General features: G+C 30.5%; 13 protein-coding genes and 1 riboswitch. Of the genes, 12 read left to right on the top strand and 1 reads right to left on the bottom strand.

The annotated features are described in order from the left end of the window. The first annotated feature begins 123 nt into the window (after positions 1-123). Positions 124-837, top strand: coding sequence for a nuclease-related domain-containing protein (locus ACX6CF_RS00005; protein ID WP_458783234.1), 714 nt, complete (start codon positions 124-126; stop codon positions 835-837). A gap of 83 nt (positions 838-920) precedes the next feature. Here ACX6CF_RS00005 and ACX6CF_RS00010 read toward each other — a convergent pair whose 3' ends face one another. After that, positions 921-2,198 carry a zinc dependent phospholipase C family protein gene (locus tag ACX6CF_RS00010; protein ID WP_458783235.1) on the bottom strand — a complete coding sequence of 426 codons (1,278 nt, stop codon included), beginning with the start codon at positions 2,196-2,198 and terminating at the stop codon, positions 921-923. Between the two features lie 284 nt (positions 2,199-2,482). Here ACX6CF_RS00010 and ACX6CF_RS00015 point away from each other — a divergent pair, with 284 nt between their 5' ends. The 11 genes from ACX6CF_RS00015 (at position 2,483) to ACX6CF_RS00065 (ending at position 12,554) form a co-directional block, all read left to right on the top strand. Next, the gene (locus tag ACX6CF_RS00015; RefSeq protein WP_458783236.1) at positions 2,483-2,941 is read left to right on the top strand and encodes a GyrI-like domain-containing protein; all 459 of its coding nucleotides are present in this window, start codon (positions 2,483-2,485) and stop codon (positions 2,939-2,941) included. A 266-nt stretch (positions 2,942-3,207) separates the two neighbouring features. Beyond that, positions 3,208-4,224, top strand: a complete 1,017-nt coding sequence (locus ACX6CF_RS00020) for a LacI family DNA-binding transcriptional regulator (RefSeq protein ID WP_458783237.1) — start codon at positions 3,208-3,210, stop codon at positions 4,222-4,224. A gap of 120 nt (positions 4,225-4,344) precedes the next feature. Continuing rightward, positions 4,345-4,797, top strand: coding sequence for a D-ribose pyranase (gene rbsD, locus ACX6CF_RS00025; RefSeq protein ID WP_458783238.1), 453 nt, complete (start codon positions 4,345-4,347; stop codon positions 4,795-4,797). 109 nt (positions 4,798-4,906) lie between these two features. Next, complete coding sequence (locus tag ACX6CF_RS00030; protein WP_458783239.1) at positions 4,907-5,734, top strand: BtpA/SgcQ family protein; 828 nt, start codon at positions 4,907-4,909, stop codon at positions 5,732-5,734. A 34-nt stretch (positions 5,735-5,768) separates the two neighbouring features. Beyond that, positions 5,769-6,698: a ribokinase gene (rbsK, locus tag ACX6CF_RS00035; protein WP_458783240.1), complete on the top strand. Its 930-nt coding sequence runs from the start codon at positions 5,769-5,771 to the stop codon at positions 6,696-6,698. A gap of 38 nt (positions 6,699-6,736) precedes the next feature. Continuing rightward, positions 6,737-8,236 carry a sugar ABC transporter ATP-binding protein gene (locus ACX6CF_RS00040; RefSeq protein ID WP_458783241.1) on the top strand — a complete coding sequence of 500 codons (1,500 nt, stop codon included), beginning with the start codon at positions 6,737-6,739 and terminating at the stop codon, positions 8,234-8,236. A 4-nt stretch (positions 8,237-8,240) separates the two neighbouring features. Next, positions 8,241-9,212 carry an ABC transporter permease gene (locus ACX6CF_RS00045; RefSeq protein ID WP_458783242.1) on the top strand — a complete coding sequence of 324 codons (972 nt, stop codon included), beginning with the start codon at positions 8,241-8,243 and terminating at the stop codon, positions 9,210-9,212. A gap of 129 nt (positions 9,213-9,341) precedes the next feature. Further along, complete coding sequence (locus ACX6CF_RS00050) at positions 9,342-10,313, top strand: substrate-binding domain-containing protein (RefSeq protein WP_458783243.1); 972 nt, start codon at positions 9,342-9,344, stop codon at positions 10,311-10,313. Positions 10,314-10,426: 113 nt separating this feature from the next. Beyond that, a riboswitch (TPP riboswitch) is annotated at positions 10,427-10,540 on the top strand. Between the two features lie 49 nt (positions 10,541-10,589). Next, positions 10,590-11,261: an energy-coupled thiamine transporter ThiT gene (thiT, locus tag ACX6CF_RS00055; protein ID WP_458783244.1), complete on the top strand. Its 672-nt coding sequence runs from the start codon at positions 10,590-10,592 to the stop codon at positions 11,259-11,261. A gap of 138 nt (positions 11,262-11,399) precedes the next feature. Beyond that, positions 11,400-11,648 carry a hypothetical protein gene (locus tag ACX6CF_RS00060; RefSeq protein ID WP_458783245.1) on the top strand — a complete coding sequence of 83 codons (249 nt, stop codon included), beginning with the start codon at positions 11,400-11,402 and terminating at the stop codon, positions 11,646-11,648. A gap of 213 nt (positions 11,649-11,861) precedes the next feature. Continuing rightward, positions 11,862-12,554, top strand: coding sequence for a cytochrome c biogenesis CcdA family protein (locus tag ACX6CF_RS00065; RefSeq protein WP_458783246.1), 693 nt, complete (start codon positions 11,862-11,864; stop codon positions 12,552-12,554). Positions 12,555-12,605 lie beyond the last annotated feature (51 nt).

Raw genomic sequence — 12,605 nt, forward strand, 5'->3', positions numbered from 1 at the left:
TGGCGAAAGCCAAGTTTTTTAAAATCCTTCTATTAATTGTGATAAAATGATATAATATAAACTGGTAAAAATAAATATTTATTCATTTACGTGTTTTATTCAATTGAGAAAGGATTGGAAATAGTGGCACAGATTGTAAACAAATCAAATCACCTTAGAAAAGAAATACTATTAGAATATCTCAAAATAATTATTTGTAGTATAGCAGCAATTATTTGTGTAATATTAGCTTTTTATACATATGGATTTGCATTGATAGCTACACTTATATTATTCATATACGTTAAAAAAATGAAAACTAACATTGATATTATAAAATCAGGTCTCGAGGGAGAAAAAGAAGTATTGAAATTATTATCTGATCTACCAAAAAGGTATAAGGTGATTTCAGATATATTGATAAAAGGTAAGAACACATCAAGTCAAATTGATTATGTAATTGTTGGTTCTAATGGAATATTTATTGTAGAAGCTAAGAATATAAAAGGAACCATAAGTGGTAATGGAAACTCTAAATACCTTACACAGGTAAAAATCGGAAAAGGTGGTAAAGAATATAGAAGAGAATTATACAACCCGACTCTACAGGTAAAAGGGCATGTATTAGGACTGACTAAATTTCTTAAAAGGAATAATATTAATAGTAATGTTCATGGAATAGTTTACTTTTCCAATGAAGAATCTAAAATTAATTTTAAATCAAATAATATTGTAGTATTATCTAAGAGTAAGAATGACTTATTGAAGTATATTAAAAATTATAAAAAAGATGGGGTCAAAATAACTCCAAATGAACAAATAAGAATTACTAAATTAATAAAAAAAGAAGTTATGTGATATATTCTAATTAGTCATAAGCTAAGCCGGTAGGCTTAGCTTATGCTATATTAAAACTTATTTTAGAACATGATTAGTTGATTCTAATTAGGTTCAGCATCTAGATCCATTTTGCTCCAATCAATGCTGGCTTTCCAAGTAGAATTATCTTCATCAATCCATGTCTTTATATCATTATTATAGGCTGTATGACCATTAATGTTAATATCTAAATTTTCTACATACCAGTCACCGCCTATACTACCATACTTTTCTTCTTTTCTAAGATAAATATTACTTATGTTATTAGGATGGATATCAGTACCATTATAAAGGTAATATTCATCCTTATCATCAGCTTCAAAATCATTGTAACCTTCTTTAGCTAATAACCATTCTTTTGTTTTTCCATCATTAGTCTCTATACCAAAGTATATATCATCATCAGTACCAGCCCATTCGTTGTGAAGGAAACCTCTTTTTTCTGTACCTGTATGTACTGTAACAGTTAATGCGCTGATAGGGTTATTATCAATACCCACATCAAGATTCCAGCGATCACTAAAGCCACTATAATCACCTTGTTCTGCATTGGTTAAAAGATTAACAGCATGATCACGAGCACTCGAAAATGATTTATCTAATCTTTCCTTTCTATTATTTACTGAAAGAAAATCTATAGCTTCATCATAGTCTTTATAAGTATAACCTACACCTGTTTTAAAACCTGTAAGAAGTGTATAACACCAAGTCTTTTCTTCAGTAATTGTAGGTGATGAACCATAAATATCTTGTGCAACTTCATTAAATGAAGTAAAAGGGATATCTGATACATCACTGAAACAATCAGAGATACCATCAGAGTAATTTGATATATCTAAACCACCTTTATTTACCCATAAATATGATTCAGCTGCTGATTCTAAATTAATATGTAATTCACGACCAGCAGGATTATCCAAATAAATTCCAGCTTCTGGGTCTATGAATATTCCATGGCATGCATAATCGCCAGTTACGTGAGTAATCCATCCGGCTACAAATGCTATTCTTTTCATATCCTTAGATTCAAGAGCGTCTTGTAATTGTTTCTTAGCGAAACTTCCAACTTTAAAATAATGAAAACGATCAGACCAAGGTGAATATCCAAGAGCTTGTCTTGGTTGGATTAATGGGAGATCAGGTCCATTTGATCCCCAAGTTGCTATTAATGGGTATTCCTCCAAAGCATTTCTGATTAAGCTGTTTTCAGGTAGTTTTTTTGTAGTCTCTTTCATTAAAATATAATGTGAAGCAGGTTGATAAGCTAACACATTTTTGGGGAAAAGCATAAGTACTAGTACTAATGCTAAACAACTAGTAAAAATTTTTCTTATTTTCATAATAATCCTCCTTTATTTATTAAATGCAGAATATAGTATACAATAATTGCAGTGAAAAAAATGTAGAAATAAGGACTGTAATATATAGAAATATTTGACAGAGTTATATAATAATATGCATTTTTCGATATTTTATATTAAAATAAGATGAAATACCAAATAAAATGCATAATATTTAAAAATATTATTTTGTAGAAATTCTATATATAAGACATACTGATGTCATATTATACCTGTTATACTGAACATAGTTCTATAAAAAATATTAATATGAGGTGAAAGATATGAAATATGAATTAGTTACTCTAGAAAAGAAAGTAGTTGTAGGAAAGTCTATTAGAACTACAAATGAAGATGGAAAATCAATGAAAGATATAGGAACAATGTGGCAAAAATTTATTGGTGAAGGAATATTTGAATCTATTAAACATAAAGTTGATGGAAAAGGTATTGGATTATATACAGATTATGAAGGAGACTGTACAGCACCTTATACATTTATGTGTTGCTGTGAAGTAAAATCAACTGATGATACTGGTAATCTTGATGTGAAGACAATCAGTGCAGGAAAGTACGCTAAGTTTACTGTTAAAGGTGATATGATTCAAGCTGTAGGAGAAGCTTGGAGTAAAATATGGAATATGGATTTGGATAGAAAGTATGATGCTGATTTTGAATTATATCATAATGATTCGGAAGATATGAATAACCAGACTATAGATATATTCATATCATTGAACTAAACATCTATACACGCATTACAATAAGTTTCATATACAGACAAACTTCAAGTTAAATATTGCCTCTAATATCACATTATTGTATTAGAGGCATGATAAATACTTACTGATGTGAGTTCAATAAATAGATGAAGGAGTCTCCTTTAGCATAATTATACAAAAAATGTTGACAAACGTTATTTTATTTGTTAAAATAAACGTAGTTAAACGAATAACTGAGTTTTTATCAGATTCTAAAGAAGTTATTTTTTCAGAAAGAGGTTCATGAAATGTCTATTAAAGTTCCTAGTGTAAAAGATGTAGCAAAATTAGCAGGAGTTTCAGTTGCAACTGTTTCAAATGTAATTTCTGAACAAAAATATGTTAGCCCAGAATTAACTGTTAGAGTTAATAATGCTATAAAACAATTAAATTATAGACCTAGTAAAATTGCAAGAAGTTTAAAAGGTATGAAAACATATCAGATAGGACTTATGATACCAGATATTACCAACCCATATTTTGCAGAGCTTGCTAGAGGAGCTGAAAGCGTTGCCTTGAAGAAAGGATATCAAGTATTATTGTGTAATACTGATGGAGATTCAGCAAGAGAAGAAAAAGCACGAATTGCTTTTGAGGAAAATAGGGTTGATGGTATTATTAATGTGGCACCAAGAATGAAAACAGAGGAATTATTAGCTTTTGAGCATATTCCCACAGTAATAGTTGATAGACCATTGTCTGTAGAACAATCAAAATTCGGTGTAGTATTTGCCGATAACAGTGAAGGAGCTTGTCAATTAGCTAAACACCTATTTGAAAAAGGTCATAGAAGATTTGCGTGTTTAACAGCTCCATATGATGATATTCCAAGTGTTAAACATAGAATTAATGGATTTAAGAAATACTTAATTGAAAATGGAATAAATGATGAAGATATCTTGTTTTTAAATGGTAAGTTAAGATACAAAAGTGGGTATGAATTAATGAATGAACTAATAAAAATTAAAAATAGACCAACAGCGGTATTTGCTTGTAGTGATATAATGGCTTGGGGCGCACTAGAAGCTGCGAAAAAAGCACATTTAAATATTCCTAAGGATATTGCAATTGCTGGATTTGATAATATATATTACTCAGAGATATTAGATCCAACACTTACAACAGTAAATCAGCCCAAAAGTGAAACTGGAGAGATTGCTATGCAAATGCTCTTGGATAGACTAAACAAATCAAATATTAAGAAAATTATTAGAACACACAGTGTTATCTTAGATACAGAATTAATTATTAGAGAATCAACTTGATATTCTTATAAAATTTAATGCCGAGTTAAACGATTAAATGAAGTGATTAAGTATTTGATGTTCTTGAAGTTTTGAAACCTTCAAGAACTGCTAAATAAATATTATAAGGAGGTAATTTATATGAAAACACATGGTATTTTGCAAAATGATTTGGCAAGAATGGTAGCAAGAATGGGGCACGCTGATTTATTAGTAATTACTGATAGGGGATTTCCATTCCCAAGTCATGAAAGAACTGAATGTATTGATATATCAATAGGAAGGGATATACCTAAAGTTACAGATGTATTAAAAACTATTTTAGAAGAACTAGAAATTGAAAAAGTAATAATTGCCAACGAAACAAAAACTATTTGCCCAGAAGAATATAAAAAAATTCAAGAAATATTAGGGGAAAAGAAAAATAAAGGTAATGATATAATTGAAGAAAACATACCACATATGGAATTTAAAGATTTGGTATTAAATGGTGCTTTAGAAGGTAAGGAAGGTAAAAAAGTAGCTGTATTTGTAAAGACAGGCGAATTTACTCCTTATTGTAATATTATTCTTCAATCCGGAGTGGATTTTTAGAAAAACACAGTTAAACGATTAAATGAAATCGATACATAATATAAATATGTAAGAAAGGTGGTGAAAGCACACGAATGTAGAATTGACTAAATACATTCATGTGTATAATATGAGAGATTTAAAAGTATTAGAAGAGCTATTTCCAAAGAAAAATCCGATTATAGGAATGGTACATTTAAGATCTTTACCAGGGGCGCCTTTATATGACCCTGTAAACATGAATATGAATAGAATTATTAGTATAGCAGTCGAAGAAGCAAAGAAATTAGAAAATGCTGGAGTTGATGGATTACAAATAGAAAATATATGGGACTATCCTTATCTGAAAGGTAGTGAAATTGGTCATGAAACAATCGCCACAATGTCAGTAATAGCCGCTAAGATAAAAGATTCAGTATCTATACCAATAGGAATTAATTGTCACCTGAATGGTGGTATGGAAGCAATGGCTATAGCTTGTGCATGTAATGCAAAATGGATTAGAGTATTCGAATATGTAAATGCGTATGTGTCTCGTGGAGGATTCTTAGAAGCAATAGGAGCCAAATTAAGTAGGTATCGTAGTAATCTTTCAGCAGAAAATGTTAAATTATTTTGTGATGTAAATGTTAAACATGGTAGCCACTTCATTATTTCCGATAGATCAATTACAGAACAAGCTCTTGATGCTCAGATAGATGGAGCAGAAGCACTTATTGTAACAGGTTTTGAAACAGGTCAAGCACCTACACCAAACAAAGTTAAAGAATTTGCAGAGAGTATAAATGTTCCTGTACTTATTGGTAGTGGAGTTACTAAAGAAAATGTAGGAGAGTTAATGAAATATTCTGATGGAATGATTGTTGGTAGCTATTTTAAGAATAATAATAATTGGAAAAATGATATTGATGTAAATCAAGTAAAAGAATTTGTAAAAGAAGTAGAAAAAAATAGGTAGTGTACTTGTGCACAGGGGGAAGGAGAAGTGCAAAATGAATAGTTATCAGTTTAATGGCGAAATACTATGCATGGGTAGTATTAACATGGACTTGGTTATGTATATGAATCAAATGCCTATTCCAGGAGAAACAATAGTGACTGATAATTTTGAAATGTTTCCAGGAGGAAAAGGTGGTAATCAATCTGTCGCAGCATCTTTATTAGGAGGAAATGTTAAATTTTTTGGTATGCTTGGTGATGATGAATTCAGCAAACAATTAAAGATTTCAATGAAAAAAAATAAGGTTACAACTTCTAGTATATTAACAAGAGAAAACATGACTGCTGGGATTGCTATGATTCGTGTTGATGAAAAAGGAGAGAATTCTATTTCATTTACACCTGGTGCCAATACAAAACTAACTAAGCAAGACATTTATATGCATGAAGAATTATTCACAGAAGGTTCAATACTACTAATTACAATGGAAATTAATCCTGAAATAGTATATGAAGCAATACGTGTTGCTAAAAAAAATAATATGTATATAATACTTGATCCAGCTCCTGCACCTAGAGAAAAAATTCCTGAAGATATACCGTTCTTGATTGATATTATTAAACCTAATGAAACAGAAGCTTCTTGGATTACAGGAATACAAGTAACTGATGATGATTCTGCTAAGAAAGCTATTGAAAAAATGGTTGGCATGGGGTTTGAAAATCCTATAATTACTCAAGGTTCAAAAGGGGCATTTGCCTACATAGATAATAACATTATTAAAATAGTACCTATTAAAGTAAATATGATAGATTCTACTGCCGCAGGAGATGTGTTTTCAGGTGCTTTAGCTGCTTCTTTAGCCAATGGAGGTGACTATAAGAAGTCTCTAGAATTTGCTAAAAAAGCTGCTGCAATAAGTACTACAATCAAGGGAGCTCAATCATCTATACCAACAATAGAGCAGGTGAGTAATAACTAGTGTATCAAATAAATTAAGTTTACTTAGAGGTGTGGCATATGGCACAAAAAATATTGGAACTTAAAAATATCAAAAAAAGTTTTGGGGGAGTAAAAGCTTTAAAAGGAGTTGATTTAACAATACAACAAGGAGAGGTACATGCTCTATTAGGAGAAAATGGAGCAGGTAAATCTACACTTATTAAAATTCTTACTGGGGTATTACAAAGAGATGAAGGAGATATCATACTTCTAGACAAAAAAACAGAGATTAATAGTCCTATACATGCAAGAACAAAAGGGATTGCAGCTATATATCAAGAACTAAGTTTAGTAGATAGTTTAAGTGTTGCAGAAAATATATTTTTAGGACATGAACCTACAATGAATTTTTTGGGTTGGAATGATAAAAAAACTTTATTAAAAGATACTACCTCTTATCTTGAATCTTTTAACATTAAGATAGATCCAAAAACGAAGGTTAAAGATCTGGGTATGGGGCAGAAAAGGATAATTGAAATAGTAAAAGCACTTTGTATTGACGCTAAATTACTTCTTCTTGATGAACCAACAACAGGTATGACTAGAATAGAGATTGAAACATTATTCAAGATAATGGAAGATATGAAAAGAAGAAATATTACAATGATATACATATCTCACATTATGGAAGAAATAGAAAGAGTTTGTGATCGAGTATCTGTACTTAGAGATGGTATCAATGCAGCTACATATAAAATGGGCGAAGTAGATATGAATACATTAATTAAAACAATGATTGGAAGAGAAGTTAAGGATGAATTTCCTCTAAGGATAGGTAGAGCTAAAGATGAAGTCGTATTAGAAGTTGAAGACTATATGTCAACTAGAATGAATAAGCCAATCAGTTTTAGATTAAACAAAGGTGAAATACTTGGAATAACTGGAATCATTGGGGCTGGAAAGAGTGAATTAGGTCATGCGTTATTTGGAGCTGATAAATGTATTTCAGGTAAAATTAGATTACAAGGTAAAAACACAACCTTTAAATCACCAAAAGATGTTAAAAACAAAGGAATAGTTTTGATACCAGAGGATAGAAAAACGCAAGGATTATTCTTAGAACATTCTGTTTTGAATAATGCGATTGTTGGGTATGTAGAAAAAATGAATTCTAATAAGTTCTTATTATCTAGAAAAAAATTGAAAAACACAGCTGTCGATATTCTAAAGAAAATGGATGTAAAACCTCTGAAATTAAGATTAAGAATAAAAAATTTGTCAGGAGGGAATCAACAAAAAGTTGTAATCAGCAAATGGCTGTTAGGTAATCCGAAAATCATAATAATGGATGAACCTACTAGAGGAATTGATATTGGTACAAAAGTTGAAATCTATAAATTAATACATCAATTAGCTGATGATGGAATGAGTATTATTCTTTTGTCGTCTGAATTTAATGAGATACGTGGATTGTGTGATAGGGTTATTGTACTCCACGATGGAGAAATAATGGATGAAATGTTAGCAAAAGAGGCTACTATTGAAAGAATACTTATGAAAGCATTAGGAGGAAAATAAAGTCATGAAAGAAAATTTGTCTAATGGGAAAAAAGGTATAAATATAGCTGCTATTGCTAAAAAATTATTGAAAGATGAGTTAGGATTAGTAGTTATATTAGTTTTACTTATTACAATTTTTCAGATGCAATCTAATCATTTCTTGGTAACAAAGAATTTACTTAATATAACTCGTCAAATTTCAATTAACTTAATTGTAGCGGTTGGAATGACTTGCGTAATACTTATAGGTGAAATAGATTTATCAGTTGGTTCCATGGCAGCATTGGTAGGAGTAATTTCCGCTTATGTAATTAATGCTACAGGCTCTATCTTTCTTGGGGTGATTGCTGGGTTATTGATGGGAGCTACTATGGGTCTGATAAATGGTTTGTTGACTGTGTATGGGAAAATACAATCATTTATTGTAACACTTGCCATGATGCAAATAACCCGAGGATTAGCCTTGCTTATCACTAATGGTAAACCGATTTCTAATCTAAAAGAAAAATTTGATTATTTTGGTGCAGGATATGTAGGGGTCATTCCAGTTTCAAGTTTAATAGCAATAGGAATATTTTTAATAGCTTTTATGTTTTTAAATAAAACAAAACACGGTATTTATATTAAATCTATAGGTGCAAGCAGGGAAGCAGCCAAGTTATCAGCTATTAATGTTAAATTATACAGAGTTCTCACTTTTGTAGTTTCTGGTTTGATGGCCGCTGTTGGAGGCATAATTGTAACATCAAGACTTTTATCTGCTCAGCCTACTGCAAGTGATGGATTAGAAATGAATGTTATAGCAGCTGTTATTTTAGGTGGTTCATCACTTAATGGAGGTATTGGTACAATAGTTGGAACTTTACTTGGTGCTGTGATAATCGGCGTTATCAATAATGGAATGAATTTAATGGGTGTTTCAGCATTTTTCCAACAAATAATAAGAGGTTTAATTATTTTAATAGCGGTTTTAGTAAAAAGCAAAGAGAAATAAAAAAGTTTAATAACAATATTACATATGAAGAAACTAAAAAACAGGAACTTGTGAAACAAGTAATAATTTAATATAAATCAAAGCGAGTATTGTAAATCAGTACTTAGCTAAAAGAGGAGGATTTAAATTATGAAAAAAGTATTAGTTTTTATGATGTGTATTTTATTATCCATGAGTTTTGGAGGTTGTGCAAAAAAAGAAACAAAAGAACCAGAGACAAAAGCCCCAGCAGTTAAAGATGCGGAGACAAAAGATCCAGTAGTTAAGGAAGAAAGTTACACAATAGGTTTTGCAGTATCTACTTTGGCAAACCCGTTCTTTGTTACTATGAAAGAAGGAGGAGAATCTAAAGCGAAAGAATTAGGTATGGATATTATAACTCTAGATGCACAAGATTCTTCAGAAACACAAGTATCACAAGTAGAAGATTTAATTGCTAGAGATGTAGACGTAATAATTATTAATCCAGTGGATTCGGATGCAATAGGTGTGGCTGTAAAAGAAGCAAATAAAGCAAATATTCCTGTAATTACTGTTACAAGACCTTCCAATAGTGGTGAAGTAATACAACATCTTGATATTGATAATGCAGAAGCAGGTAAATTAGCAGCAGAAGAAGTTGTTAAAGTACTGGATGGTAAAGGTCAAATAGCTATTTTAGAGGGAATTGCAGGTGCTCCATCAGCAATAGATAGGCAAAAAGGTTTTGAAGATGTAATTAATGAAAATCCAGATATTAAAATAGTCACTAGTCTAACAGCTAATTATTCAAGAGAAGAAGGAGCGGCTGTAATGGAAGATATTCTTCAAGCTAATCCAGAATTAGATGCTGTTTATGCACATAATGATGAAATGGCACTTGGAGCAGTTAGAACTATAAAAGCTGCTAATAGATTAGATGAAATAAAAGTATTTGGTATTGACGCAACTGATGATGCTCTTGTAGCAATTGAAAAAGATGAAATGTCAGCAACAGTAAAACAACAACCTGATTTACAAATGGCAAAAGCAGTTGAAGCGGCAATGAAGGTAGCTAATGGAGAAGAAGTAGAAGAAAAAGTTATCATACCATTATTGTTGGTGAATAAAGATAATCTATAATATTAATTAATTAACTCTATATCGTGATGAGAAAGTAAAGTTCATCACGGTATAGGGTTTTTTAGGTTACCCTTGACAAATATATGAAACAGTAGTACATTATGTGTGAAATAAATATTAGCTAGGGGAGCCAATGGCTGAGAAAGTACATTAGTACATGACAATTATACTGACCCTTATAACCTGATACGGACAATGCCGTCGAAGGGAAGCAGCAAGTGCAGTTTTCATTTGCTTTCAGTCAATTATCTTCCTAACTATAAGGAGGATTTTATTATGTTTCAAGATTTTTTAGATGCAATTTCAAGTGGAAAATTGCAGGATATTGTTACTACCACTTTGGGACAAATTATAATTGTAGTAGTTGCACTACTTCTATTAACAATTGTCGTTTCTGTGGGTAGTAAATCCAAAACTATGAAAACAAAAGAATTAGTCTATTCAGCTATCGCAATAGCTATTGCTGTTGTATTATCACAGCTAAAAATACTTAGACTTCCACAAGGTGGTTCAATTACACCATTTAGTATGCTGTTCATAGTACTTATCGGATATTGGTTTGGTACAACTCAAGGTGTAATCTGTGGTATTACATATGGATTATTACAACTGATAATTAATCCGTGGGTAGTTCACCCTGTTCAATTATTATTAGATTATCCAATTGCATTTGGGGCACTTGGTCTATCAGGACTATTTAGAAAATCACAAAATGGACTGATAAAAGGATTATTCATTGGAGCTTTCGGCAGATTCATATGCCACTTCTTGACAGGAGTCATATTCTTTGCTAGTTATGCGGCTGAAGTTAATATGGATCCAACATTATATTCCATGGCATATAATATTTCTTATATAGCTGTTGAAGTATTTTTGACAGTGATATTACTATTCTTACCGCCAGTTGATGATGCTATCAAGCAATTAAAGAAATCAGCAATTTCTTAGGATAAGTTTAGGATAATAATATAATAATAACATACACTAAACGGAGATAGGTAAAGCTATCTCTATTTTTTATACTTATATAGATTTTCCACCATATAGTAGTTTTACTAAAAATAAATAATAGAAAGGAATAACAATATGAAAAAGATAGGTTCTACTGATAATGAAGGTAATACTGATTTTAACGATCTTGATGGTGTACCAGAAGGAATAATCGAAAAAAAACCAGAACACCAAAATACTAGCAAAGCACATCCTTATATGGGTAATTTGACTTCTCACGAGATTGGTATGATGGCTAAGTCGGGAGCACTGGATGGTGATATGTTCAAAAGAATGATATCAAATGTTGAGCAAGATACAGAAGATGGTCCAACATTGCCTTGATTAGTAGGGGTGTTATGAAGCAATCCTTATAAGTTGAATAGAACTAAATAATTGCTGGCTCTATAGCAATTATTTAGTTTGGATTATATATTAATTAATAATATTAAAAAAGTATGAATTTATTTATTTTAATATAGTAATATAATGATATTGATGATAATATATATATCAAAAGAAGTATAATAAGTATACTTGAGGTTTGGAGGAAAGAATATGGGAAATGAATTAACTTTTTGGGTAGCAATATTTAATGGATTTCTATCTTTTTTTACACCTTGTGTATTACCATTATTACCATTGTATTTTAGTTATCTTGCAGGAACTACAATCACAGACTTAGAAAAGAATAAGAATATCAGAAAGATAATGATAATTAATTCAATAGCTTTTGTATTAGGACTTTCTATACTTAATATAACTCTTGGATTTGGAGCCAAAGTTATTAATAATACCCTTGTGACATATCAAGAATATATAAGAAAAACAGGAGGGGTATTGATAATAATATTTGGACTTTACTTTATAGGAGTATTTAAAATAAAGCTATTCAATAAGGAAAAGAAATATCAATATAAAAATTATAGTCCTAATTTTATAAAATCCCTATTACTTGGAATTACATTCAGTTTTGGCTGGACACCATGTAATGGACCTATTATTGGAACAATACTCTTTTTAGCTAGTTTTGAGAAAAATTATCTGAAAGCAGGAGGAATGATGCTTGTATACTCCATTGGATTCGCAATTCCATTTTTAATATCTGCTATTCTATTAGGTAAGTTCATTAATAACTACAAAAAAATATACAAATACTTTGATAAGATAAAATTGGTTGCAGGAGTATTGATGATTATAATGGGAATAATGTTATTCACTAATACACTGTCATTACTGGTTGTGAAATAAAAATGTATAAGTGTTTTATAAAAGTGAAGAATTATAAAGTAATATAAACTA

The organism is Vallitalea sediminicola, from assembly GCF_054408565.1.

What these genes read in the sequence shown, in the direction of transcription:
- ACX6CF_RS00020 (WP_458783237.1), top strand. Translation starts at nt 3,208, where the DNA reads ATGTCTATTAAAGTTCCTAGTGTAAAAGATGTAGCAAAATTAGCAGGA.
- ACX6CF_RS00015 (WP_458783236.1), top strand. Translation starts at nt 2,483, where the DNA reads ATGAAATATGAATTAGTTACTCTAGAAAAGAAAGTAGTTGTAGGAAAG.
- ACX6CF_RS00060 (WP_458783245.1), top strand. Translation starts at nt 11,400, where the DNA reads ATGAAAAAGATAGGTTCTACTGATAATGAAGGTAATACTGATTTTAAC.
- ACX6CF_RS00010 (WP_458783235.1), bottom strand. Translation starts at nt 2,198, where the DNA reads ATGAAAATAAGAAAAATTTTTACTAGTTGTTTAGCATTAGTACTAGTA.
- thiT (WP_458783244.1), top strand. Translation starts at nt 10,590, where the DNA reads ATGTTTCAAGATTTTTTAGATGCAATTTCAAGTGGAAAATTGCAGGAT.
- ACX6CF_RS00065 (WP_458783246.1), top strand. Translation starts at nt 11,862, where the DNA reads ATGGGAAATGAATTAACTTTTTGGGTAGCAATATTTAATGGATTTCTA.
- ACX6CF_RS00030 (WP_458783239.1), top strand. Translation starts at nt 4,907, where the DNA reads ATGAGAGATTTAAAAGTATTAGAAGAGCTATTTCCAAAGAAAAATCCG.
- rbsD (WP_458783238.1), top strand. Translation starts at nt 4,345, where the DNA reads ATGAAAACACATGGTATTTTGCAAAATGATTTGGCAAGAATGGTAGCA.
- ACX6CF_RS00040 (WP_458783241.1), top strand. Translation starts at nt 6,737, where the DNA reads ATGGCACAAAAAATATTGGAACTTAAAAATATCAAAAAAAGTTTTGGG.
- ACX6CF_RS00050 (WP_458783243.1), top strand. Translation starts at nt 9,342, where the DNA reads ATGAAAAAAGTATTAGTTTTTATGATGTGTATTTTATTATCCATGAGT.
- ACX6CF_RS00045 (WP_458783242.1), top strand. Translation starts at nt 8,241, where the DNA reads ATGAAAGAAAATTTGTCTAATGGGAAAAAAGGTATAAATATAGCTGCT.
- rbsK (WP_458783240.1), top strand. Translation starts at nt 5,769, where the DNA reads ATGAATAGTTATCAGTTTAATGGCGAAATACTATGCATGGGTAGTATT.